Annotated in this window: 24 protein-coding genes; 11 read left to right on the top strand and 13 right to left on the bottom strand. The window is 38.3% G+C overall.

From position 1 onward, the window contains the following. Positions 1 to 137: 137 nt before the first annotated feature. Both ACW2QC_RS13340 and ACW2QC_RS13335 read right to left on the bottom strand, forming a co-directional pair. Positions 138 to 1,364, bottom strand: coding sequence for an amidohydrolase family protein (locus tag ACW2QC_RS13340; protein ID WP_457544461.1), 1,227 nt, complete (start codon positions 1,362 to 1,364; stop codon positions 138 to 140). Positions 1,365 to 1,367: 3 nt separating this feature from the next. Then, positions 1,368 to 2,453 carry a hypothetical protein gene (locus ACW2QC_RS13335; RefSeq protein ID WP_457544460.1) on the bottom strand — a complete coding sequence of 362 codons (1,086 nt, stop codon included), beginning with the start codon at positions 2,451 to 2,453 and terminating at the stop codon, positions 1,368 to 1,370. A gap of 945 nt (positions 2,454 to 3,398) precedes the next feature. Here ACW2QC_RS13335 and ltaE point away from each other — a divergent pair. Next, a complete protein-coding gene (ltaE, locus tag ACW2QC_RS13330) occupies positions 3,399 to 4,421 on the top strand; it encodes a low-specificity L-threonine aldolase (protein ID WP_457544459.1) in 1,023 nt (340 codons plus the stop codon). Positions 4,422 to 4,630: 209 nt separating this feature from the next. Here ltaE and blaI read toward each other — a convergent pair whose 3' ends face one another. Beyond that, complete coding sequence (blaI, locus tag ACW2QC_RS13325; RefSeq protein WP_457544458.1) at positions 4,631 to 5,026, bottom strand: penicillinase repressor BlaI; 396 nt, start codon at positions 5,024 to 5,026, stop codon at positions 4,631 to 4,633. Between the two features lie 93 nt (positions 5,027 to 5,119). Continuing rightward, a complete protein-coding gene (locus ACW2QC_RS13320) occupies positions 5,120 to 6,892 on the bottom strand; it encodes a BlaR1 family beta-lactam sensor/signal transducer (protein WP_457544457.1) in 1,773 nt (590 codons plus the stop codon). Between the two features lie 270 nt (positions 6,893 to 7,162). Between ACW2QC_RS13320 and ACW2QC_RS13315 the strand changes: the two genes are divergently transcribed. From ACW2QC_RS13315 to ACW2QC_RS13305, 3 genes are all read left to right on the top strand, one after another. Then, a complete protein-coding gene (locus tag ACW2QC_RS13315; RefSeq protein WP_457544456.1) occupies positions 7,163 to 9,175 on the top strand; it encodes a penicillin-binding transpeptidase domain-containing protein in 2,013 nt (670 codons plus the stop codon). A 120-nt stretch (positions 9,176 to 9,295) separates the two neighbouring features. Next, a complete protein-coding gene (bla, locus tag ACW2QC_RS13310; protein WP_457544455.1) occupies positions 9,296 to 10,228 on the top strand; it encodes a class A beta-lactamase in 933 nt (310 codons plus the stop codon). A 404-nt stretch (positions 10,229 to 10,632) separates the two neighbouring features. After that, positions 10,633 to 10,821 carry a hypothetical protein gene (locus ACW2QC_RS13305; protein WP_457544454.1) on the top strand — a complete coding sequence of 63 codons (189 nt, stop codon included), beginning with the start codon at positions 10,633 to 10,635 and terminating at the stop codon, positions 10,819 to 10,821. 112 nt (positions 10,822 to 10,933) lie between these two features. Here the strand turns inward: ACW2QC_RS13305 and ACW2QC_RS13300 are convergent, their stop codons facing one another. From ACW2QC_RS13300 to ACW2QC_RS13290, 3 genes are all read right to left on the bottom strand, one after another. Then, complete coding sequence (locus tag ACW2QC_RS13300) at positions 10,934 to 11,608, bottom strand: ABC transporter ATP-binding protein (protein ID WP_457544453.1); 675 nt, start codon at positions 11,606 to 11,608, stop codon at positions 10,934 to 10,936. Further along, positions 11,609 to 12,643 (bottom strand): ABC transporter permease, encoded by a 1,035-nt coding sequence (locus ACW2QC_RS13295; RefSeq protein WP_457544452.1) that lies wholly within the window; start codon positions 12,641 to 12,643, stop codon positions 11,609 to 11,611. It lies immediately after the preceding gene. A gap of 437 nt (positions 12,644 to 13,080) precedes the next feature. Next, positions 13,081 to 14,652 carry an MFS transporter gene (locus ACW2QC_RS13290; protein WP_457544451.1) on the bottom strand — a complete coding sequence of 524 codons (1,572 nt, stop codon included), beginning with the start codon at positions 14,650 to 14,652 and terminating at the stop codon, positions 13,081 to 13,083. A gap of 220 nt (positions 14,653 to 14,872) precedes the next feature. Here ACW2QC_RS13290 and ACW2QC_RS13285 point away from each other — a divergent pair, with 220 nt between their 5' ends. Both ACW2QC_RS13285 and ACW2QC_RS13280 read left to right on the top strand, forming a co-directional pair. Then, positions 14,873 to 15,271: a hypothetical protein gene (locus ACW2QC_RS13285; RefSeq protein ID WP_457544450.1), complete on the top strand. Its 399-nt coding sequence runs from the start codon at positions 14,873 to 14,875 to the stop codon at positions 15,269 to 15,271. Between the two features lie 631 nt (positions 15,272 to 15,902). Then, a complete protein-coding gene (locus tag ACW2QC_RS13280; RefSeq protein ID WP_457544449.1) occupies positions 15,903 to 16,601 on the top strand; it encodes an aspartate/glutamate racemase family protein in 699 nt (232 codons plus the stop codon). 214 nt (positions 16,602 to 16,815) lie between these two features. Here ACW2QC_RS13280 and ACW2QC_RS13275 read toward each other — a convergent pair whose 3' ends face one another. The 5 genes from ACW2QC_RS13275 to coaW form a co-directional block, all read right to left on the bottom strand. Beyond that, positions 16,816 to 18,093: an FtsW/RodA/SpoVE family cell cycle protein gene (locus ACW2QC_RS13275; RefSeq protein WP_457544448.1), complete on the bottom strand. Its 1,278-nt coding sequence runs from the start codon at positions 18,091 to 18,093 to the stop codon at positions 16,816 to 16,818. A gap of 7 nt (positions 18,094 to 18,100) precedes the next feature. Next, a complete protein-coding gene (locus ACW2QC_RS13270; RefSeq protein WP_457544447.1) occupies positions 18,101 to 18,508 on the bottom strand; it encodes a PadR family transcriptional regulator in 408 nt (135 codons plus the stop codon). A 4-nt stretch (positions 18,509 to 18,512) separates the two neighbouring features. Next, a complete protein-coding gene (locus tag ACW2QC_RS13265) occupies positions 18,513 to 19,046 on the bottom strand; it encodes a sigma-70 family RNA polymerase sigma factor (RefSeq protein WP_457544446.1) in 534 nt (177 codons plus the stop codon). A gap of 339 nt (positions 19,047 to 19,385) precedes the next feature. Next, on the bottom strand, positions 19,386 to 19,748 hold the full coding sequence (locus ACW2QC_RS13260) for a hypothetical protein (RefSeq protein ID WP_457544445.1): 363 nt from the start codon (positions 19,746 to 19,748) through the stop codon (positions 19,386 to 19,388). Between the two features lie 548 nt (positions 19,749 to 20,296). Further along, positions 20,297 to 21,100 carry a type II pantothenate kinase gene (coaW, locus tag ACW2QC_RS13255; RefSeq protein ID WP_457544444.1) on the bottom strand — a complete coding sequence of 268 codons (804 nt, stop codon included), beginning with the start codon at positions 21,098 to 21,100 and terminating at the stop codon, positions 20,297 to 20,299. Between the two features lie 340 nt (positions 21,101 to 21,440). Here coaW and ACW2QC_RS13250 point away from each other — a divergent pair, with 340 nt between their 5' ends. From ACW2QC_RS13250 to ACW2QC_RS13230, 5 genes are all read left to right on the top strand, one after another. Continuing rightward, positions 21,441 to 21,791 carry a 2Fe-2S iron-sulfur cluster-binding protein gene (locus ACW2QC_RS13250; protein WP_457544443.1) on the top strand — a complete coding sequence of 117 codons (351 nt, stop codon included), beginning with the start codon at positions 21,441 to 21,443 and terminating at the stop codon, positions 21,789 to 21,791. 269 nt (positions 21,792 to 22,060) lie between these two features. Continuing rightward, positions 22,061 to 22,543 (top strand): DUF2975 domain-containing protein, encoded by a 483-nt coding sequence (locus ACW2QC_RS13245; RefSeq protein ID WP_457544442.1) that lies wholly within the window; start codon positions 22,061 to 22,063, stop codon positions 22,541 to 22,543. A gap of 10 nt (positions 22,544 to 22,553) precedes the next feature. Continuing rightward, positions 22,554 to 22,775 carry a helix-turn-helix domain-containing protein gene (locus tag ACW2QC_RS13240; protein ID WP_457544441.1) on the top strand — a complete coding sequence of 74 codons (222 nt, stop codon included), beginning with the start codon at positions 22,554 to 22,556 and terminating at the stop codon, positions 22,773 to 22,775. A gap of 51 nt (positions 22,776 to 22,826) precedes the next feature. Next, positions 22,827 to 23,525 carry an isoprenyl transferase gene (locus tag ACW2QC_RS13235; protein WP_457544440.1) on the top strand — a complete coding sequence of 233 codons (699 nt, stop codon included), beginning with the start codon at positions 22,827 to 22,829 and terminating at the stop codon, positions 23,523 to 23,525. A 183-nt stretch (positions 23,526 to 23,708) separates the two neighbouring features. After that, the gene (locus ACW2QC_RS13230) at positions 23,709 to 24,485 is read left to right on the top strand and encodes a DUF817 domain-containing protein (RefSeq protein WP_457544481.1); all 777 of its coding nucleotides are present in this window, start codon (positions 23,709 to 23,711) and stop codon (positions 24,483 to 24,485) included. Positions 24,486 to 24,756: 271 nt separating this feature from the next. Here ACW2QC_RS13230 and ACW2QC_RS13225 read toward each other — a convergent pair whose 3' ends face one another. Further along, positions 24,757 to 25,410, bottom strand: coding sequence for a DUF1266 domain-containing protein (locus ACW2QC_RS13225; RefSeq protein WP_457544439.1), 654 nt, complete (start codon positions 25,408 to 25,410; stop codon positions 24,757 to 24,759). Positions 25,411 to 25,428: the final 18 nt, after the last annotated feature.

The raw sequence follows: 25,428 nt of genomic DNA, 5'->3' as shown, positions 1-25,428 counted from the left end.
AATTAAACCTGCCAACATTTTAAATAGTATGGTTATGCGAAGAAGGCAGGATTCGAGATTGAAGAGGTGAATAAAAGGAGATAGCAATAGCAGTCATTTGTTTCCACGAACAAATGACTGCACAATCTCCTAAACATTTAAACCTTCATCCGATCAACAACACAATCCCCACAAAAATAAACCCGCTTCACATCCTCCACATCCACAATCTCCAACCCCGGAACACCCTCGGCCACTAAAAAGTTAGCATCCATCCCTTGCTCTAACTTTCCAAATCGCTCACCCTTACCTAAAATCGTAGCCGGATTTGCTGTCAGCAAGGCAAGTACCTCGTTTTCATCAAACCCATTCTCATGCAAAAGTTTCATCCCAGGTTGGGCGATTTTCATCAATGCATCCGGTCCTTGCAATGTTTGATCTGTAAAAGGCAGCCAGTCGACATCTGGATATGGTGGCAAATAGGCATCGGTTGCAATGGAAACATCGATGTTATGTTTCACTAGTTTCAAAATGTTTTCGGGTGAATTTGGTTCGAGATGAGTTCCGCCCATTGGTGTGGCGACTATTTTTGTACCTTGATGTTTTGCCCGTTCAATCTGCTCATCTGAAATTCCGTGTGCATGATGCAGAACGTCTACACCGGCGTCCAATGTCATTTGTATTCCTTCGTCACCAGCGACATGCACCCCGATTTGTTTGCCGTATTGATGGTATATCTCGACAATGCGTTTTAATTCCTCAAGGGTATAGATGATTTCACCAGCTCGTGGAACTTCATCTGCTGTGAAATTTGCTGGTGTTGCGTTAATGAATAAATTTTCTCCGGGATAATCGTTTTGCCGTGCAATTTCTTCAACAATTTGTGAGTCAGATAGGTCGGATTGGCGAACGGTTCTTGATTTTGTTATAGAAGTGAAATGGGCCAATTCTTTAAATCCGATCGATATGCTTGTAGCGGCAAATGAAATATCCATTGGAACATCTTTTACAACATTGCGATAATCGTCAATCGCAAAATCACAGGCTGGATGGCCACATATTTGCTCGCCGAGTGCGGTTATTCCTGATGTTAAAGCGTGAAGAAGAATTGCTTTTCCTGCTAAGAAATGTGTCTTCTCCGTTATCGGGTATAAGGATGATGGAGCAAATTCGAGCAGATGGGTATGGCAATCTACTAAAGAGGGTGTAACAACATAATCCGAAAAATCCTTTATGGGAAGGGTCGGGAATTGGTTTTGCAGTGCATTTATATCCCCAACATCCGCTATTTTTCCATCGTTGATTACCATTCCGCCATCGTAAATCGTACCAAGTTCACTTACGGTTACTAATTTTCCAGCATGAATCAAATACGTGTTTCTCATTTATCACACCACCAAGAAAGGAGTTAAGAAATAGCCAAGAATACATGCAGTTGCAATCCGGATTACCATTCCGACTAATGCTGCGGTAATGACTTCGCGTTCGCGTAAATCTGTTGACTCCGCCCAAATGGCAGGGATTTGGCCGAGAATAACATAGATTGGTAGGCCAGAGTTTGCCAGTACGAACGATCCAACGATTAAACGCGGATCAATGGTACTTGCTAAATCAGCTAGTTGCGCAACAGCTAGTGTCGGGGCAACCAAGAAAGAAGTGATCCCCGTGTCAGGTTCAATGCTAGCCATTGTCATTAATGAGGCCATGCTTGCTTCAATCGGATCCCATATCCCGGTGAATTTTAAAATACCGATCAAAATAAACACAACCGTCACAGCCGGAATAATCACTAACAGGAGTAATTGTGTTCCTTCTTTTGCCGACGAAAAGATCGTGTTTAAAAAAGTCGATTTCGGTGTAAAACGTGGCAGTTCAGTAAGCGTCACCTTTTTCGTATCGCGATATATAGTTCTAGATAGGATAAAAGGCACAATGATCAATGGTGCAAATATAGCTAGCAGGATAAGTGGGAAAGCGTTGATCCCAAATACGGATAAAGCAATCAACCCTAACACAAATGTCGCAAAAGATTGTGGTGATTGGATCATCGTTGCTACAGCAATCTTTTGTTCCGATTTTGTTGCCTTTGCCTTCACAAGAATAGGCCCGGCAATTTTTCCAGCAGCATTGATGTCACCAAGGATATTATAAGCACTTGGAATAATGACGGACGGATTGATTTTAAACAAGCGCATAACGGGTACAAAGATCCGGATCAAGCCGTCTGTAAACCCAAGCCGTTCCAACATTCGCCCAATAATAACACTGACAATGACAGCAATCCCCACTTCACTTGTTAAGAAAGTATCGACAACAACAGGTTTTACTTCTTTGATGATGGTATCGAATAGTTGCGAAAGTGAGTCTGGGGCAAGGAATAGCAGGGCAAGTGAAATGACAATGATCGAAACACCAATCACTTCAAAAAGAGTCCACTTCGACCTATTTTTCGGGACTTTTTGTTCATTTTCCATAAGCTTACCTCCAGGCGTTTTTACTATAGGCTATGGCGGAGAGGGGGGAAGTGTGTATGGGGGGGAAATATCCGAACAGCTGTATGACCTGGATAGCCAGCAGATGGAGATCTTGAGTTAATGAATCGATACATAAGTGAGATGGCACGTAATTTTTTGTCAAGACAATTCGATCATATCGTTTAATGAAATAGCAGCATTGAAGTTAACAAGCCCTCTCAACTATTTTAAAAGACGTATATGGTGAACTAAGATCGGATACCAAAAGGGAATATACCAATATGTAGAGTTGAGGGAGGGAACATAGTTTGTTTAAACATTGAAATTTGGTCAATAAGTTTATGGGGCCATGACACAGAACTTATAAATGAAGATGTTAGGCCTAATTCCCTTTTGCATGTTGCGAGAAGTTTTGAAGAATTTTTAGTACTTATAAAATCACGTGGGCAAGAGGATGATTTAGTTGATTACAAAATTGATGACATTTGGATTGCCCCTGATTTTTTAAAGGAAAAAAATGATAATGATTAATACTAAATACTTGGAAAGCCTTGATTGGATAAATGTCTTCCAAGGTTTTTAATATGGGAGTGCGGCTACCTAGTGCCTAACAATCTGGGTTAATTATATAAATGTAATTTTTAAATCTATATATTGTAGTTGATAAAAATGGTAAAGAGGTACAAATTGAACTCCATAAGAAAAAACAAAGGAAGCAATCCCTAACCACGATGTGTGATTGCGATTGCTTCCCTGCCGATCTAATTAGAATTTTAAAATATAAAATAATGTAAGTCAAAAAATTCCCTATTCAATTAATGTGATTAAATTAGTTGTAGTGAGAAGTAGAAGGAAATTTTAATATAATGATATAATAGGAATGTTCTAACTTCAACAGAATAGAGAAAAATAGTAAACTATCACACATGCAAAGGGGAGAAAACCATGATCGACCTAAGAAGCGATACGGTAACCAAACCAACACCCGAAATGCGCCAGGCTGCATTTGACGCGGTCGTTGGGGATGATGTCTACGAGGAGGATCCAACCATCCTCGAATTGGAGGAACTGGCTGCAAGTATGCTCGGTAAAGAAAAAGCAATGTTTGTCCCAAGTGGCACGCAGGGAAATCAAATTGCTGTGTTGACACATTGTCAGCCAGGTCAGGAAATTATATTGGAAGCGGAATCGCACATATTTTATTACGAAGGGGCAACCATATCGGCTTTTGCCGGCGTACAGCCACGAACGATTATCGGGGAGCGTGGCGTGATGGCGCCGCAAGATGTGGAGACTGCAATTCGAGAGGACGATATACATATGCCTGAAACGGGGCTTATTTGTCTTGAAAATACCCACAATCGTGCTGGCGGTGCTGTTGTTCCGCTTGAAAATATGAAGGAAATATATCGTATCGGACAACGTAAAGGCATTCCGGTACACTTGGATGGTGCACGTTTGTTCAATGCGTCCATTGCAACTGGTATCGATGTGGAACAATATGCTGCTTGTACTGATTCTGTGCAATTTTGCCTTTCTAAGGGACTGGGCGCTCCAGTCGGTTCTATCATAGCCGGTTCTGAAAGTTTTATAAAAAAAGCACGTAAATGGCGAAAACGACTTGGTGGAGGGATGCGTCAAGCAGGGATCATTGCTGCACCGGGATTGGTAGCACTAAAAACAATGGTAAATCGATTGACAGAGGATCATGACAATGCCAAGATACTAGCAGAAGGATTAGCGGATATTAACGGATTAGCTATCGAGAATAATGTGGATACAAACATTGTTATGGTCAACACGAAAGAGGCAGGTATGACTGCAAATGAATTTGTGGAGTTATTAAAACAAAACGATATTTTGGCGAGCAAATTCAATCCCTTTACGGTTCGACTCACAACTCATTTTGACGTTTCACGGGAGCAAATTGAAATGGTAGTTGATCGAGTTGGGAAGGCTCTGAATTAAGTTACACCGTTTCATAAAAAATTGCACCGTTTTACCCCTTTGGATAACTTTATCTAAAGGGGCGTTTTTCAGGTCAAAAGAAACAATATCTATAACTCGTTGTAAACAAGTAAGGCTCCGAACATAACAAAACAATGCTCAAGGGCAGATTCATGAAACTGTAGAGGGGTAATGGGAAAATATCATCATTGACTACTGCTAAGTTGAATTTATTTTTTCTTGCCTGAGTTTTTAGGCTTCTCATCCAAAATGGAGCGTAACTCCTTAATATCTTGTTCAGACAAGGAATCCTCCTCGATAAATTGAACTAGCAATGACTTTAACGTCCCACCATAAATTCGCTTAACAAAAGACTTTGTCTCGGCCCGCTGACATTCATCCTGTGAGAATAGTGGGAAGAAAGTATAGACCTTCTGATTTTTATTTACACCGATTACGTTTTTTTGGACAAGACGATCCAAAAGGGTACGTACTGTTTTTTGTTTCCAATCTGTTTGTTCCTGTAAGGAGAGAAAGACTTCATTGGCTGTTTGCGGGGCTTTTTCCCAAAGCACGTTCATAACTTCCCATTCTGCTTCTGAGATACTAGGTACTTTTTTAGACACTACTATTCTCCTCCTAACCCTTCTCCAGATTAAATGCTAATACATTCATATATTTGTCATATAGAGATGTCAACTTTACTTTTCTAAAAGTCCTCAATATATTCCTTTATCCCTCAGAATTGATCGGGTTATTTCTGCTGCCTTGCTTCCATAGGCATTATCTTCATTTTGTATATTAGTAGCAAAGAAATAAGTGTCTTCCTTAGTCTCCACATACCCAATGAACCAACCGTTAATATTTTTTCCATTTACAGTACCAGTACCAGTTTTTCCAAAAAACCTCGCACCATCTTTTTCCGTTAATCTGATCGCATCTTTAACGGCTTGGACATTCTTCTCCTTAAATGCAAATTTGTTTGTATAAAAAGCTTTCAGTAATTGCACTTGCTCTACTGGAGATATCTTTAAAGATGATTCAAGCCAATATTGTTCGATTCCACCAGAAAGGTCGTAATTACCGTAGCCTATTTGTTTCAGATAGGCCTGGATAGTATCTTGCTGGGTTTTCTTATCCAATTCCTGAAAGTACCAGGTCACAGAATTTTCCATTGCTGTTGATAAATTCTGATCCATATTCCAAGAATCATAGGGATACTGTATTCCACTCCATTTCATTGTGGAATTTTCACTCGTTATGATATTGGACTCCAATGCAAACAACGCACTATAAATTTTGTAAGTAGAATTTGGGGAAACTCTCCGTGTGCTTTTGTTTTCGTTATAGATTCTATATTGATCAGCCTGCATATCATATAATACAACGCTGCCTTCATATTCTCCAAAGTATTCACTTAGATCCTCATACACGGTGCGCTCATTTTGAAAATCATAACGATTATTGTCGGCGGCCATTACAGAAATAAATGGAATCTGACTTACAACAAATACGCTTACAAGCATAAAAATAACGATACTCTTCAGCTTCAACAACTTTGATTCAGTTGTAAAAGATGCAATCCTTTCGATGCGTCTTTTTATTTGTTCCTTGGTACCGTTTAGCCGATTTACTAAAAAGAAATTCCTCGGTTTCGATGTTCTGTCCACAAAATTAATAATGGTATTCCCATATTCTGCATAAGAATGCTCATCCAAAGATTTTAAAACAGCACCATCGCAGGCCATTTCACGATCCAATCTCATTTCCCTAAAAGCAATCCAAACAAGTGGATTGAACCAGTATAAAATTTGGTAAATGACCATTACATAATTCGTTACAATATCTTTATGTTTATAGTGATTCAATTCATGTAAAAAAATGTATTTGATATCCTCTATAGACAACCATTCATCAAAATGAATCGGCAGCACAACATAAGTTTTAACAAGACCGAACGTCATCGGGGACTTAACAAGCGGCGATTCGCTGACAATCACATGCTTCGATATATTTAAACGCTGCTTGCATCGTTCAAATAAGACCATAACCTCTTTATTTTTTGGCGCGGACATAGTGTTTTTAATGTTTCTTAACTTTAGCCAAGCCGGTATTGTTAGCATGATAAAAACGAACATTCCTGCCATCCATACGCCGGAAATTATGATGTTCAGAAATTCCAAATTGTAACGATTTACAGACATCGTAAAGTCCTGCATCCAATTTACATTGCCAAACGCTTGACCTCCATCGGTACTATTAGAATGGCTTATTCCTGTGCTTAGATTGGTATCCAATAAAAAAGAATGATCGCCAAAATTAAATAAATGATTCGGTATATAAGGAAGCGTCAATGCAATTAACAACAAAAACCATAGATTATATTGCCATTTCGCTGATAGTTGCTTTTGGAACACTTTTTTCACCAACATAATAACTACAACGGTAAAAGAGGATACCATTAAACTTATAATAAAATGATTAAGGAACATGCTATCGTCTCCATCCCCCTGATCTTGTTCTTATATTCTGATCAATTCCTTGGTATCTTTCCTCAACAAATATAATACCTAATTCTAGCATTTGGTTTTCGGTTTATCAATCTAACAATTACACTGCTAGATTGATGATTTCCCTAACTCCAGAAATGTTTGACATATGCGGATTACAAATGTAGTATTATATTACACATGTAATCCAAATGATTGTCTTTCTGAAAAAAAGTAAAATCTAATGGATCGTTTGTAAAGGAGTTGGAAGGATTGAAACGAATTTGGATAGGCGTAATCATGGCTATATTTCTTGCTGTTATGGCAGGTTGTTCAGATAAGGGAAAACCGGAGGACATTTTTAAAGCATATCTTTCTAGTTGGGAGGACATGGATTTTGAAAAAATGTTTCAGCATCTATCACGGCAATCTAAAAAGGAAATCACTAATAAGGAATTTGTGAAGCGATATACGGATATCTACAAAGGAATTGAAATCAAGAACTTACAGGTGGATGGAATATTTGATAATAAAGCCGAAGAGGATCTGAAAGACGATTCTGTTGCGTTCAAATATCATGTGAAAATGGAAACGATGGCTGGACCTATTGAATTTACTCATCATGCAACTTTAGTTAAGGAAAAAAATGAATCTAACAAGGAATGGTTCGTGGAATGGGAACCAGCGCTCATTTTTCCTTCTCTAGAAAAAGGAGAAACAATCGGGGCAGAAACATTAGAAGCGTCGCGAGGAGAAATCAGCGATAGAAATGGAAGCGGGCTTGCGATTAACGCCAAAGCTAACGTCATTGGAGTCGTACCAGGCAAACTTGACAATGAAACTGAAGATTCTAAGGAAAAGTTATCCGATTTATTGGGAATAACGATTGATGAAATAAACAAGAAGTTAAATGCCTCATGGGTGAACTCAGATTCATTTGTTCCGCTTGCCATATTACCAATGGATGAGGAAAACCTTCAGCCTTTTTTTGAAATTCCCGGAGTGGCGGCTCAAGAAAAAATTGTTCGTACATATCCCTTCGGAGTTTCAGCGGCTCACTTAACCGGCTACGTACGTGAAATCAACGCGGAACAACTTGCAGAATTGAAAGAGAAAGGATATTCCTCAGGGGATGTTATTGGCAAAACTGGATTGGAGAAGATTTTCGAGAAAGAGCTAAGAGGGGAAAACGGTGGTCATATTTATATTAGAAAATCTGATGGAAGTTTTAAGGAAACGTTGGCAAAAACGGAGCCTGTTCCAGGAGAAGACATGCAGCTAACGATTGATGCCAACCTTCAACAAGAAATATATGATCATTTACAAGGAGATGCTGGGACTGCTGCAGCTATAGATCCAAAAACGGGAGCGGTTTTATCTTTAGTCAGTTCACCTTCATATGATCCAAATGTTTTCATTAGAGGGCTTTCTGATGAACAATGGAAAGAATGGAGCGATAATCCCGAAGAACCATTTTTAAACCGTTTTATCAATCGCTACGCACCAGGTTCAGTATTTAAGACGATCACAGCAGCTGTAGGATTAAAGTCAAGTGTAACCGATCCGGGTGAAACCAGACATATCGAGGGTCTTCGCTGGTCAAAAGGTAAGTCATGGGGTGACTACTATGTTACGCGCGTTCATGATAAAACTTCCGTGAATTTACGAGATGCATTTGTTTATTCTGACAACATTTATTTTGCGCAAGAAGCACTCGAAATGGGAAAAGATACCTTTTTAACAGAAGCAAAGGCATTCGGATTTGAAGAAGAACTTCCTATTCCATTTTCTATTGAGCCCTCCATACTTTCAAATAATGGGATAAGTAATGAAGCACAGCTGGCTGACTCTGCCTATGGTCAGGGAGAGGTTATGATGAGTGCCCTTCATCTTGCATTAGCTTACACACCGTTTGTGAATGAAGGTGATTTGTTATCCCCTTACCTATTGAAGGAAGAAGGAGAACGAACCGTATGGGTAGAAAATTTAATTGAACCGAAAAATTCTGAATTAATCAAGGAAGATTTAATCCAGGTTGTTGAGAACCCTAATGGTACGGCCCACAGTGCTTATATCCCTGGCATGACCATTGCAGGAAAGTCTGGTACAGCCGAAATTAAAAAAAATAAAGACGACAAAAACGGGACAGAAAATGGCTGGTTTGTTGGATTTGATACAGAAGATAATGAATTGCTGCTAGCAATGATGATTGAAGATGTGAAACAGCGTGGTGGCAGCGGCTATGTCGTTCCGAAAGCAAGAAACGTTTTTGCATCGTTGCAGTAGGAGACGGTTAACGAAAAGGTACTGAGAAGCTTCGGCACACATATTTGAAAACCAATGGTACTTATTTGCAAAACTGGCTTGAATTTATGAGAAAAATTTTTAGAAAGAGGTTTGATTTTAATGAATTCTTGGAACACGATTTTCGAAACGTTTAGATTTAAAAAAATTGCATTTGTATTCATTCTCTCATGTGTCACACTTGTAGCTTGTTCAGAGGATAATGCTCACTCTGCTCAACCTGAACAAAAAGACCAAGAAACCGCAAATACAAATGCCTTTGCCAAACTTGAGGATAAATTTGATGCTAGACTTGGTATTTTTGCACTGGATACTGGCACAAACCAAACCGTAACGTATCGATCAGATGAGCGTTTTGCATATGTATCTACGCATAAAGCGTTAACTGTTGGAGCACTGTTACAACAAAAATCAATCGCAGACCTTAATCAAATAATTACCTATACTCGTGATGATCTTGTCAATTATAATCCAATTACAGAGAAACATGTTGATACAGGAATGACTCTAAAAGAGCTTAGCGATGCTTCTATCCGATACTCTGATAATACTGCGGAGAATCTCATACTTGAGCAACTTGGTGGACCAAGTGGACTTAAACAATCACTTAGGGAAATTGGTGATAATGTTACCGATCCAGAGCGATTTGAGCCAGAACTAAATGAAGTAAAACCGGGGGAAACCCGTGATACTAGTACACCAAAAGCGCTTGCTAGCAGCCTCCAGACTTTCGCAATCGGAGACGCACTCCCGCCGGAGAAACGCTCGATTTTAACTGATTGGCTTAAGAGAAGCACCACTGGAGATACATTAATTCGTGCGGGTGTACCGAAAGGCTGGAAAGTTGGCGATAAGTCTGGAGCGGGATCGTATGGAACGCGAAATGATATTGGTATCATTTGGCCGCCGAAAGGAGAACCCATTGTGCTTGCGATCCTTTCCAGCCGCGATGAAAAGGATGCTGATTATAATGATAAGCTGATTGCACAGGCAGCAAAGGAAGTAATTGATATTCTAAAAGTCAACCATAAGTAGGACAAATGATAAAATCCAAAATGCATTTCAAGAGGAAATTGATAATTGGGAGTGAAAGTTTAAGTTGAGAAAGAAGTGCAGGGAAGGAATCATCACCTTATTCCTTCCTTGCTTTCCTTACAGAATCTATGCATATACATATCATTAAAATAATCCGCGAGGGGGAAATGATTAGAATACAATATATCCTAAAAACAAAAACGGTCAAATAAGTAAGAGATTATTGTTTTTTGTACTATCAAGAGGTAGACATGATAAAAAATAATCTCAACATAATATGTTATACTAATCAAAAGGATGGAGTGAGTGTTATGGAATATATTTCGCGAAATCAATTTGACGATGTTGTTCAGGATTAATCCAATATTAAAGCTGAAGATCTGGTTTATGTATTGGAAGAAAAAATGGGTTATGCTGTCTCCCTTGAAAAGAAAACTAAGTTAACCGAAACCCAACGAAAACGAATGACAGATTTTGTTTTTTCAAATGAGGATATTCTTAGCCAGTTAAAAAAAGCTGCCCAAAATCAGGACTATGTTGAAAATGATGAAGACGCATTTGAAATTATCCGCAGGTCCCGTGATGGAAAATAGACGATATCGGGTTATTTGGGAAAGAAACGCACTTGATAGATTAGTCTTCAGCACAACAAGCATCATAACCCCACATTCCATCCGCAAAAAAAGGCCTCAAATCGAAGCCTTTTCACATAATTAATCCATCTTTCATTGTAACAATATGATCAGCATAGGGAAGCATTTCTTCGTCATGGGTTACCATCAATGTTGTAATGTCTAACGTTTTCGTCAGTCTCTGAATCAGTGTCATGACATCCTTTGACCTTTCTGAGTCCAGACTAGCCGTTGGTTCATCCGCAAACAGCATTTTAGGCCTGTGAATAATGGCACGAGAAATAGCTACCCGCTGTTTTTCTCCTCCTGACAATGAAGCGGGGTACGCATCTTTTCGGTGATTCATATCGACCAATTTAAGGATTTTCTCAATTTCCGCTTTTTGTTGTCGCTTTTTCATGTTAGTTCCTGAAACATCCAGCATCAACATCAGTTGCTCCTCTACTGTAAGAAAAGGAACAAGGTGAGAAAATTGAAAGATGAAGCCGAACTGTGTTGCGCGGATCTTTCGAATTTCCTCTTGCCCCATATTCGTCATATTTTGATTTTCAAAGAGGATTTGCCCATTTGATGTACGTTGAAGGCCCGCAGCTATTGTAAGGAGTGTGCTTTTACCTGATCCGGATGCACCTACTAAAGCTGTTAGTTCACCTTCATGAAGGGAAAGATTAATCCCTTTTAATACTTGTTCTTTTATTTCACCATTTGTAAATGTTTTTTTGACTTCATCCATTGCAAAAACTGTCATTTAAACCTCTCCTTGTTGGATCGCCTGTAGTGGTTCGACCTTTTTAATTTGGATACCGGATAGTGTAGCTCCGATAAACCCAATAAACATGAAAATGAGTGACAACTGACTTGTTGTTTGCGTAGTTAAATTAAATGGCATTCCATCTGGTGCGATCATGGTGAAAACTTGACTTAGTGCAACAGACAAAGCGAGTGCTATAACAGTAATGAAAACCATTTGTGACCACATCATCCTAAATAGGGAACCTGTTTTGACACCAATTGCTTTTAAAATTCCATATAAGCCGATTTTTTGCACGTTCATCATATAAAAGAATATCGCAAACAACATTCCGCTAATGACGACAAGGAACCAAACAATCATATTGAGTGACATCTGTTCTGCACTGTAACTCGGAATCGTGTTAAGAAAGTCTTTGTTTGAAAATGATTGCAAACCTGAAACGTCATGTGCTTTTTCCAGCCCGGGGATGAATACCATTTGCATCTCGTGCACATGATATATGTCTTGATAGTTTTTCATATTGATATATGCAACAGGTGCATGGCCGAATTTCTTTTGATCGACAAATCCCTTCACTTTAAAATCACCGTTTAATTGGTTGTTCGTTACTGTATCACCGACTTTTATACCTTTATCTTTTAATGAACGATCGAGGACGATTTCACCCTCGCCAACATTTTCAAATAGCTCTGAATCAGTTGAGGTGACAAAAGCAACACTATGTTGTTTGTCATCCGTATCGTTCACGAATCCCATTTGGATGGAAAACGCTGCAGCACCATTTTTCTCTTCTAGGAGTCTATTTTGCGTGCTTTCATCTATTTTAGAAAGGTTGTATGTTTCATCAGCATCCTCGTTCATATAGAATTGACCATCTGGCAAGTCTTTAATTAACGCTGCATTGTCTTGGGATAAGCCATTCGCCAATCCGGATATGATAAATGTTAATAAACTAACTAGAAAAACGATAGATCCTAAAATCATAAATCGTGCTTTGCTCTTCTTCATTTCTTTCCATGCAAGCTTCATCGTTAATGCCTCCATCTTTATCTTATAACCAGATTATATTCCTGTTAAATGAATGGAGTATGAACGAATCATTACAAATTCGAGCGCAGGTGGGCAGTATGATGTGATAGGCATTGCTAGCATTCATGGGGCTATTTATAGATTAGGAAATGGGGTTGATTTCAACTCTATTAGAAGGTTATAGATAAAGGTAGGAGGATTTAGGATATTAAGAAAAAGGGCTTTTAAGAATAGTAGTGAATTCTACATTATTATCAGGTTGTTCATATGAAGAAAGCATTATTTCTGAAATGAAGAGGTACTTGCAGGGAGCACGAGTGGTAAAGGGAATAGGGGGAAGTAAAGAAATACCCCTTTGATTCCCAATGATTTGTTTTTCCTTTTGAAAGATATTACTTTAAGCTAAAGTGGGACAATGAACCTGTCCCCATGTCCCACTATTCTTGTGCGTCTTTGTTGAATTGTTTTCGGAAACTTAGTGCGATTACAATCATTAGTAGGGATGCGATTGCAACGAATAAATAAATTGGCTGGTATGCAGCATGTGCAGCCTCGCTGAAGGCATCACGTATGGCATGTCTGACTTCTGGAACAGGGATTTGATCGATTTGTGCCTCAATATTACTGTAACCCCCCGAGCCTTGGATGTGCTTCATTGCATCCTGTGGGATATCCTTCATATCAATATGCTGCGCTTGTAATTTTTCCGGGATCAGTTTACCAAGCTTACTAAATCCTTGTTGTATAAATGTTGCAAAGATGGTAGGTGCTATCGTCAGCCCGATTTGCCGTGACACTGATAATGTGCCAATGGCAGTGCCTTTCTGCTTCCCTGCTGCATTGGATGTTAAAACAGTTAATGGGGCGCCCAACACAAAGCCGAAGCCAATACCGGCAATTACAGTAAATATAATAAATGCCAGTTTTGTGTCGGTCAAGAATGCCAGCCCAGCAAAGCCGATAAACGAGACAATTCCCGCGAATATCAATGTATTGACCGGACCTTTCTTATCAACAAAATAACCACCACCGCCAGCGCCAATACCAGAGGCAAGTGCTAATGGTGTCATCCAGTAACCTGATTTGGCAGCAGGAATGCCCAGTATTTGCTCTGCGAAGGACGGGATGAAAATGACAGATCCAATGAATGTCCCCGACATAAATGCCATGATCATGGTCACGGAATAAGTTGGTTTCCGTAATAAAGCATACGGCAAAATAGGGTCGACATTATTTTTTTCCTGACGTTTCTCCAGCAACAGCAGCCCGGCAAAAATAATTATGCCAAGTAGCAATAGACCAAGTACACTCCAACCAAGGAATGTATCTAATAAATTGCCAGTTCCGAGATTATTCACAGCAAACATGATACTCAGAATGGATAAAGACAAGAGTGTGATACCCAGAAGATCGATCCTGGACATGACAACGTCTTTTGTCTCACGCAGAGAAAACCATCCAAACACAAATAACAGGATCCCGATTGGTACATTAATAAAGAATAGCCAATGCCAATTTCCTGTCAAGTCGATCAGGAAACTTCCGATATTCGGCCCAATTACAGAAGCAATTCCGTTCATTGCCCCGAGTAAACCAAGCATGCTCCCTTGGCGGTTTTTTACAAATGTACTGATGACATAAGAACTGGCAATGATAAAAATACCACCGCCACCAAACGATTGAAAGAGACGTGAAGCTAGAAAAAAAGCAAAATTCGGACTTAACGCTACACCTAATGAACCGATACTGAAAATCGCTATTTCAATCAGAAATAACTTTTTTCGTCCGAATCGGTCGGCCAATTTCCCTGCAATTGGTGTAGTAACAGCAAGCCCAAGTGTATACAGGGTTATCCCCCAAGATCCTAGTGTTGCCGATACATGAAAGGAAGAATTGATCGTTGTCAGGGCAGCACTGATAATACCGTTGTCGAGCGCTGCCATGAATACACCAATTAATAAAATGATAAATGAAATATTAATTTTCGACTGTTTTTGGGCTTCATTCATCGCCGCTCATCTCCTAATTACAAAAACTATTCTTTGGGTAAGTATAACAGAACAGATTTCACAAGACATGTCACACGTAGCTTGCAAAAAGCTTTTGATTGGGGATGTATCTATTGTTAAACCTAAACAAATTTTTGATATATGGTCGTATCTCCTAGGTAAAATAACGCATAGTAAGTAAGGAAAAGCTTATTAAGTTTTTCAGTGAAAGGGGGACATCATGTTTTCTTTCCGTGGAGATGCACATAAAACATATCTAACATTAAAGCGACAAAAAGACATCCATACCAACAAAATACTTAAAGAAACTGCTGAAATTAAATCCTACTATAAATCCCTAGATAGTGAAATTCTCAAATTAGTCTATTATCGAATGATTAAGGAGCAAAACGGAACCGGTATAATACCCATATTTGTCACCGCAATTCCCTGGCTGTTGTTTTTGTTTTCAAGAAATATTCAAGACTTTATATTTCGTAACAACAATCTAATTTGGATAGGTTTTGTTTCGCTATATCTAATTATTCTAACTGGAAGTGCCATCTTTCATTTTAAAGAAAAAGCATGGTCTGCACTTCACATAGAAATTATCAAGGACGTTTTAAGTGAAAGAGATTAAAGCAATTAAGATTTTTATGTACGGTCTTAAAGCATAGAAGGTTTGGGAATCTTAATGTATTTACTTTATGAGGTTGTTCAAAAAGTCCGGTAAAAATGACACATCGAATTTCTTCGTTGGCAAGACTCACCGTTCCTCACGGGCTAAGGAACTTCTGCTAAAACCGCCCACGTCCTGTGGGCAACGCAGAAGTCACCACATCCTATGGAAGCCCGTTCCGGTACTCAAAGCTACGCCGCCTTGAACTTTCGACGCACAGGACGTGCTAGTGTCGGCGTTGCTGGCAGGACGCCAGCGGTTTTAGTCGACGCGGTCCTTTTTATCCTCCTTTTTGAACACGCACTTTATGACACATTAAGTTCCCTGGGCCCTTAACCTTCCACAAATATCGATTCATAAGATCCTTTATAGCCCTAAAAATGTACAGTTTTATCACTTATAAATGCTTGTAGGCGCGACAAAAATTCTTTTGGTTTACTGCACATTGCTTGCATGAGACATCGTAAGTAGACCCGGAGAAAGTTGAAAAGGCTTGTACCATTTCGCCACAAATAATTGCAAATCGTGATAATATAGAGAAAGACATACCTTTTTACTAAACATTTGAATTATAAAGAAAGGGTGGGGTCGAATGAAACACGCAGGCATTATCGGAGGTTTAGGTCCGGAATCAACGGTCGATTACTATCAATCATTTATAAAAAAATATCAGGAAAAAGTGAACAGTAAACAGGAGCTACCGGAGTTGTTCATTAATAGCATTAATATGTATAACATTTTCCGTTTCATTTCGGAGGGGAAATTGGATGCCCTCGTTGATTATGTAGGAGAAGCTGCGCAAAAGCTGGAATCTATTGGCGCTGATTTCATTATTATCTCTGCCAATACCCCACACATCGTATTTGATCAGGTGCGGGAAAAGGTCGATGTTCCGATGATCAGTATTGTGGAGGCAACATATGAAAAAGCAGAAGAACTGGGATTAAAGCGGTTAGGGCTTTTAGGGACAAAATTTACCATGGAGCATGATTTTTTCAAAAGGCCTTTTCTGACAGGGCAAAAGGAGATTTTTGTGCCGGAAGAAGAAGTGCAGCAATATTTGCACCAAAAAATTGTGGATGAATTGGAAAATGGCATTGTTGACCCACAAACGAAAAAAGAGTTTCTTAAGATAGTTCAGGACATGATCGATAAGGAAAATTTGGATGGCCTCGTTTTGGGATGTACGGAACTGCCGATGATTATAAACGAGGAGGATACTGACCTCGCATTGTTAAATACGACTGAAATCCATGTTGATAAAATGATTGAGGAAATTTTTAAGAAATAGCCTTTACGCCTATGAAGTGAGGGGTTTTGAAAAAACATGGGAAAACACAGAGCATTCCATTTTCACAACACCATTCGTACTATAAATACCATTTAACAAGGCTTAGAGAAATTTTTATCTCTAAGCCTTGTTTTTTTATTCCTGGTTCAATTAAAGCCCCTATTCCGGAATAATAAATTTGCTTTTTTAAATTAATTAAATTTCTAGATTTAATTTAATTGAAAGTTGATACCAAATTTTTCCTTCGATACACACTTAACACGACACCCATTATAAACGCATTAAACAGAGTTGGCATCAATCCATAGCTAATGAAAGGCAAGGATATAGAAGTGATCGGTAATAAGCCCAGGATCATTCCAACGTTATAAATGCACTGGACTACAAAAAGAGTCACTCCACCAACAAGAAGCAATTTACCATAATGACCATTTATTTTATGAGATATAACCATTATCCTTGCTACAAAAAGGGAAAGTATTAAGACAAGGATAAGCGCAAACAAATACCCATAATAGTAAGTCAGACTTGCAAACACCAAATCAGTATGTGCATCTGGAATAAACTCTTTCTTTCCAGATGTACCAAACCACTCCGCTGACGACATTAGCTCTTTCAAACGTACATACGTATAACCCGCACCATCAACATAATTTTTTGGATTTAAAAACCCCAAAATTCTTTGCAATTGATATTCCTCTGCAGAAAACCAAATATAGAAGCCAACAATGATAGATGAACTAATGGATACAACTGTAGTGATGAGTATTTTTTTCTTACCTAACTTACTCCACCAAAGCATAACGAATACCATCATGGTATAGATAAAGCTTGCGGAGAGATCGGGTATCATCAAAAATAGGTACAGAGAAAATAAAAATAAAATACCAAGATGCCAAACTTTAAGCCTACTATTATTGAAAAAAGAAGACCAAGCTAGAAAAAAGAACGGTACAGCCATTTGGCATTCAATTATGATCGGTCCAATTTTTATAAAGGGTTCTCCATTCATTATTATATTTGGAAAAAAGCTTATTACTAAGAGAATAAATACTCCAATTATGTAAAACATCCATCCAAACTTTTCTAACTTTCGGTAATCGACCATCATCATCCCAAAAGCTGCTGCAACACCTAGAATAACAAAAATCACCTTGTTTTTTAGGAAATGATTTACATCCATAAGGCCTGCATCCCCGAGAGATACAATCGGCAAGAAACTTAGCCCCATAGCGGTCACTAATAAAATAATAATTAACCAATCAACCCTTGGACGATGAAGTTTGTTAAGTTCTTGACCGAGTTTGATCGGACTTCCCATTTGTTGAACCGCCTTGTCTTCAGCATCCACCTTTCCTAAACCTTTTTCTATCCATATGTTCTTAGCTTTCTGCAAATGAAATTCCAATTCAGTTGCCACAAATTTCTTTGCTTCCTTTGATTCAATATGATTTGTGACTTCTTTTAAAAAGTGATCCCCTTTTTTGTTCAATTTTGTCTCACTCCTGTATCAATTCTCTTAATACAAATCGCTTCTTCCAGGAACTTTTTTCTGCATTTCGCAAAACTTTTTTTCCTTTATCATTTAGTTGATAATATTTGTCTCCCAAGCTATCCCAACCAGATTTAACTACACCAGTATGTTCTAGATGGTGTAACAGGATGTATAAAAATCCTTCATTGCCCTCAAATTTTTGAACACCCCTTGCCCGTAGTAACTGTGTCAATTCATATCCAGTTTTTTCATGAATAAGTAATTGTAATACTGCTAAATAGATTTCTTCTTCATTTTCATATTTTTTGTTGATTTTTTCATGAACTTTTTTACGTTGTTGCTCTGAAAAGTTTAACTGTTTAAAGGTAGTATTCTCCATAGATTTTCGAAGCCCTTTTAACCGATCTTCCATTTGCTTATTCCCCCAATCTTTCTTTTAGGAGTTCCTTGGCTCTTCTAAGTCTTGTTTTCACAGTGTTTTCCTTCACCTCTATAACCACAGCAATTTCTTTGATAGGTAATTCTTCAAAATAAAAAAGATAAATCACTTCTCGATATTTTATTGGTAAGTTCATCACAACTGATGCTAATCTTTGATCTTCATCATTCTGAATAACTGTTTGCTCAACACTTTCTTTTTGACATCCCGAATATACAGATTCATTTTCTGTAGTGGTTACGTTTTTGTTATACCAGCTCTTTAAATAGTCCTTACACTGATTGATTGCAATTCTCCACAACCATGTTCTTAACTTTGATTTTCCCTTGTATGTATTCAAGGAACGATAACATTTAACAAATATATCTTGGGTTAAGTCCTCAGCGACCGCTTTATTATTTACATATGAATAAACAAGCTGTAAGATTTCCTGTCCATACTTGTTCATCAGCTCATCTATAAGGACTTCCTTATCTTCTATTTCAAACACATCTGCTGCTAAGTCATCCACATCCGTTCCCCCTTCCTATTTATTAGACGACATACTCCATTGGAAAGTTTTCTAAAGCACTAAAAGAAAAACGGTTGGCAAAGGCCATACCGTTTATAATTACGAAATATCTGCAGAATTGTAATACATTGGTTTTCGTTATTATGTAACTATCACAGATCAATAAGAAGCCACCGTAGTTCTAGCAGAGATAAGCACAATACAAAAATTGGATCTACGTAGTTTATTTTGAAGCTATTAACCTTCCAGTCAGTTTGATATTAACTAATTGATTATTGTTGAAACTAATCACTAAGGGCTAATTCAGCCATTTAGCCAACTCCTCTAATAAAAGGTTAGTTATTCTATTGCTTTGTCATCACCAAAGATATGAATTTCTTTTAAGATCCTATCATTTTGTTTCGAATCATAGTCGATAGTGTAGACTTTTCCTTTTTCAATTAAATTCCATACCATAGGTTCTTTTACTAATATTTTAATTTCATAAATTTTATCAGATGAATTGGGAGGAGCTGTTATAATAAAAGCCTCTTGATTGTCTTTAGAGTATCCCTTTTCCAAAACTGTAATAACTGCTGTTGTTGTTGAAGCTGATGAAATTAAATAAATTAAAATAACTGCTATTACAATTATCATAAAAGCTGACAAAGAAAATAATGCTTTTTTATTTCGTATAATACTATTTATATCTGATTTTTCCACCATAACCCCCCATATAAATATGTGCATCTTCAATTTGTTAATCCCGCGGAGTTCTTTACCACTAACCTTGCCACATTAACGAACTAAGAGCTTATTCAAGGTAAGCTACCTGTTTATTATTTAACAACCCAAAGTTTTATGGACCAAAAATCAAAGTTTCCCAAAAGTGATAAATGAGAGGGAAGAACAAAATAACAATTACTAAATTACCATAAAAACCAATCTTTCCTATAATTTTTTGATTATTCGATAAAATATATGGTAAATTATAAAAACAGTGGGTATGAATATTAATAATCTAGTAAGATGTGTTTGTTGTTTCATATTAAAGTATTCATAGTTCACTGTACTGGCATAGATAAAATAATAATCCAATTAATCTGCCTTTTAATGTAATTTTTATGTTTATAAAATCCAGTAATATTCCCAGTTCTTGAAAACATCCTAATATGACATTAAATAAAAAGCATTATAATCAATGCCAATTAACGTTTGAACTAGTATTTATTTTTTATTGTTTGCACCTCTGAAGTAAGAGTCTTTCTTTTTCACACGTCCAGCAATGCACCTATCGCCCCAACATACGCACCTTTTTCTAAAAAAATTGAGTTAAAGTCCATTATATCTTGAAAACTGGCTATTAGTTCTTTTAACGGTCGGTTTCCGTTCAACATGCTTCCGGTGAATACAATGGTTTTCAGTTGGTGCATTGTTGCCGCATGTGTTGCGAGCAGTACCAACGTTTCGCCAATCATTCTAACTAGACTCGCTACATGATCCGCTGTTGTCGCGCTTTCATTCAAGTTGGCCTTGCCGAAGTTACTTGCCGTTAGATCACCTAAGAGCGGGGAGGGGCTTGGTGCATAGATGTCCTTAATTAATAAATCACTATGCTGACTGTTTCCTTGTGCAGCTAGTTCGATTAATTGATTAAAGGTGTCTTTTCCTGAAATAAGTTTTCCCAACCCCATGAACGTACCACCGCCGATTCCAGTTCCTAATAGGCGCTCATAGGAATCCGGGGTGACATGGAAAATCGAAGTTCCTGTTCCGATATGTACCTGGATAAAATGATCGGAGGCCTTCTGTTCTTCTGTCGCTAACAGATAGCGGGTTCCTACAACAGTTGCTTGAAATTCATCAACTAGTTGAGTTCTCTGCTTTGCTATTGATTGTAAATAAGCGCTTTTTCCGCCAGTCAGTTCGAGGGTAGCATCTGGAAATAGCATCTGTAGCCAATTTAAACACGTGGTAATTTCCTCAATTGGATACGTTTTTGTATGGAGTTTTCCTTTTTCCTCGTAACTAATTTTCACAAGTGACCCACCAGCATCGACTCCAATTGCGTTCAATGTTATTCACCCTTTCGAGAAGTAAAGTTGTGGGTAATTATACCATATTAGGCCCATTAACTTGGTTGGAAAATTCTAAGGACGAGTGATTTATACAAAAATTCTAATAACCAGTATCGAGGTTTCAACGGGAAGGATCCATTTACCGGGGAGAATTAACCCTCGGCGAACGGGCAGAAGCAGGTGGTTGGAATGCGTTGACATTGATGCCGCTCGCAAAACTAGGAAAGGTTGGCAAAGTGGTAATATCTTCGCACTTCGGATAGTTGTATTTTAAACATAATGGTGTTAAAATTTTGCGACAAGGAAACATTTTTTGTTTAGTGAAGGGGACTTTTTAATGGCTACAGTTATCTTTCGTGATGCCGATAACGCTGTGAAAGAAGTTAATATTAAAAAGGGCCACACAATTTTACGCGCTGCTATGCAAGGCAGGTTACCATTAAAGCATAAGTGCGGTGGTCAAGCGTCATGTACAACATGTAAAGTGTACATCAAAAATCAAGCAGGTGTTAATCAGGTACGAGATATTGAGATAAAACGTCTCGGATTTGACAAGATTCAAGAAGGCATGCGGCTTAGTTGCCAAACAAAAGTATATGGAACGGCATCTGTGGAAGTCCCAGAAGATCCATATAAAGCACGAATTCGACAATTATTAAACCAATCAAAAAATGAATTTGATGTTTAAAATTCCCCTTAGAAATTTAACCATACTATCATTATGAATGGATACTATGTTCAATGTGGGGCATGTTTTTATACACAATAGTTTTGTTATTTAAATATAAAAATATCGAGTATTTAAGGTTATAGAGCATTTCTTTGTAATGGGGAATGCTTTTTATTTTGTCTAAAAGTAAAACAATAATTATATAACAATAATCAACAACTATTTATTGTAAAACGATAAATATCATGTTAAAATCAAATTCATAATAAATAAGTGAGGTGCTTTTTATGAAACGAGGGTCAACACTCTTTTTAAAGATAGCTGTTATCCTTATTGGAATCCCAATTCTTGCGTTGTGCATATTTGTGGTGCCTGGAATAGCGAATTTTGCTGCAGAGTTGTATCCAGATATTGCTTTTATTAAATATCTCATTTTAATCGTTATGTATGGGGCGGCGATACCTTTTTATTTTGCGCTGTATCAAGCTTTTAAACTTTTAAGCTATATTGACAAAAATAAAGCTTTCTCGGATTTATCTGTAAGAGCTTTAAAGAATATAAAATACTGTGCAATCATAATCAGTATCTTGTATGTGGTAGGCATGCCACTCTTTTATCTCATGGCGGAGAGAGATGACGCCCCAGGTATCATCGTAATTGGAATGGTCATTATTTTTGCTTCCATGGTGATTGCGGTCTTTGCTGCAGTTCTTCAAAGGCTTTTAAAACAGGCGATTGATATAAAATCAGAAAACGATTTAACGGTCTGAGGTGAAAACAATGGCGATTATAATCAATATTGATGTGATGCTGGCTAAAAGGAAAATGAGCGTTACAGAACTTTCCGAGCGGGTTGGAATAACGATGGCTAATCTTTCTATATTGAAAAATGGAAAGGCAAAAGCGATTCGATTATCTACTTTAGAGGCGATTTGTAAGGCTTTGGAATGTCAACCTGGAGATGTTTTAGAATACCGGAGTGATGAAGACATCCAAGGATAATAGGTCACTTTTGGGCTGGAACTCGAAAAATACAGAGGAGGGTGAGGTCAGATGCATAAAGAAAGTCCTAATCATGTGGCAATTATCATGGATGGGAATGGAAGATGGGGTAAAAAAAGGGGTCTGAGTCGAAGTGAAGGCCATTATGCGGGATCAAAGCGAATGGAAGAGATAATTGACACCAGTATTGAGCTGGGTATCAAGGTAATGACACTGTATGCCTTTTCCTCAGAAAACTGGTCTAGACCCTCTGATGAGGTGAATTACCTGATGAATTTGCCGATAAGATTTTTTAATAAAAAGCTTCCTCATTTTATGAAAAGGAATATTCAAATCAGGATTTCCGGAAACACGGACCCACTCCCCGAAAAGACCCGGGAAGTGCTGGCAAAAGCGGTTGCTTCTACAGAGAATAATACCGGTATCATCGTCAATTTTGCTTTCAATTATGGTGGCAGGGATGATATTGTTCATGCAGCTAAAACTCTGATTGAGGAAGTCAGGAACGGGAAGATTAGCGAAGATGATATAACTGAGGAAAGAATGCAGCGGTATTTGTACACAGGGAACCTGCCGTCACCCGACATGATTATCCGGACGGGTGGGGAGAAAAGAATAAGTAATTTCCTGCTCTGGCAGTCCGCTGAATCGGATCTGTATTTCACGGATGTGTATTTTCCTGATTTCACGGGGGACATGTTTGCAGAAGCGATTGGTCAGCAGCCGTTGAACAGTTATCTGAGCGGGTGAATTACGCCAATAAAAAACAGCTGCCGTTAAACAATGCGAAATCAACATAACACTTACTTCACATTTTCAAATAGAAGGTTAAAAGCAACAATCGTTACAGAAAGGGCCTTCATAGGAGAGGAGTTACTCATGAATTTAACCATTCAAAATGATTATCAGAAAAAACCTTTAAAGGCACAAATCATGAGAGCATTAAAACAACTCATTCGTTTTGGTTGGGAGCAGGCCCTATCGTGTTTGTTTCCTGTCGTTATTTTTGCCTCTTTGGCTTTTACACAAATCGTTCCACTTCCATTCCTGCTACGGTATGACTGGCTGCTCATCATCTTCCTTCTGATGCAGGTCTGGATGGTACGTTCTGGGCTTGAAACACGGGATGAACTTAAGGTTATCACATTGTTCCACCTTATTGGACTTGCGCTTGAACTTTTTAAGGTACATATGGGCTCCTGGTCTTATCCAGAGGAAGGATATTCTAAAGTTTTTGGAGTGCCTTTGTATAGCGGATTCATGTATGCAAGTGTAGCGAGTTATCTTTGCCAGGCGTGGAGGAGGCTAAAGGTTGAATTGGTTAAGTGGCCACCGTTTTTGGCAGTTGTACCTCTTGCAGCTGCAATTTATTTGAATTTTTTCACTCACCATTATTGGATTGATGTCCGCTTTTGGTTAGCTGGACTTGTCATTATCGTTTTTTGGAAATCATGGGTCACCTACGAGGTAAATGGAGAGCGTTACCGTATGCCACTCGTATTTTCTTTTGTGCTTATTGGATTTTTTATATGGATAGCCGAAAATATTGCAACGTTCTTTGGGGCTTGGGAATATCCATATCAAACCGAGGCATGGAGTCTCGTTCATCTAGGAAAGGTGAGTTCATGGCTATTATTAGTGATTGTTAGCTTTCTTATAGTTGCGACGTTAAAGCAGGCTAAGCCTCTTTTAAAAAAGTCGGAACCTTAGCATAGTTGACTTTTTAGTGGCTATCAGTGGCGTTAATAAATCGATAGGGGCGTTGCTTCCTGCCAACATTAGTCCGCATGAAGGGAAGCTGAGCATAATTCAAAGACATTGATAGGGGAAACAATTGCTGTTTATTGAAAACTATCTGAACAATTTAAACAATGAGGTGTATGGGGGGATTTTGTTTAAGGGATCGTACCCAATTAGAATAAAATTACTACCCCAGCTTCTTACTGGAGTAGTTAATAAATTGACAATGAACATTCAAACTTCACACCTCTGGTAACGCCACATTCCATTCCACCCTATTCATTGGGCTATGCGGTGAAGTAAGCAGTCGTTTGACATATTTCATATTTTTAGAGACGAAATCAAGTGTGGCATGAACCGTTTCGTATTGTTTCCCGAATGCATAGGCTGTGATCATTTCCTCCCAGCTGCTATACGATTGCTGTAATTCACGAATGCCAAAAATAAACCTTTCGTGCGCCTCCTTATCACTGATAAACCCAGCTCCTCTTCCACATTGGGTAAGAAAGACATATCGAACAATGTCTAATGCCAAAATACCGTTTCTTGGTATGGCATACATTTGTTGATCGATCATTTTCATCATCGGTAATCGCTCTTCACCTGGGGGCATATTTTCAATAAGCATCTTTCTTGTTTCATCACTTTCCATACGCAGCAGTCCTCTAAATGTATCGAAGTCTTTTCTTGCACCTTCCTCGGCTAGCCATTTGCAAGTTTCATCAAGGTCTGTTTTATTATGTATATTCCATTCCTGTAGTATAGGTTTGAAGAAACGTTTCCCCGGTAATCTTTTCCTGAAGCCGTTAAAATAGATTGCGATTGATTCATAACACAAAGCACTTACACCTTGAATGAACAGATCCAGATCAGAGGTAATTTTCTTTTTGCTCATATTCTGTTGTATCCCCCT

It is taken from the genome of Virgibacillus sp. FSP13 (assembly GCF_054048505.1).
This window is presented reverse-complemented; position numbering and strand designations above follow the sequence as displayed.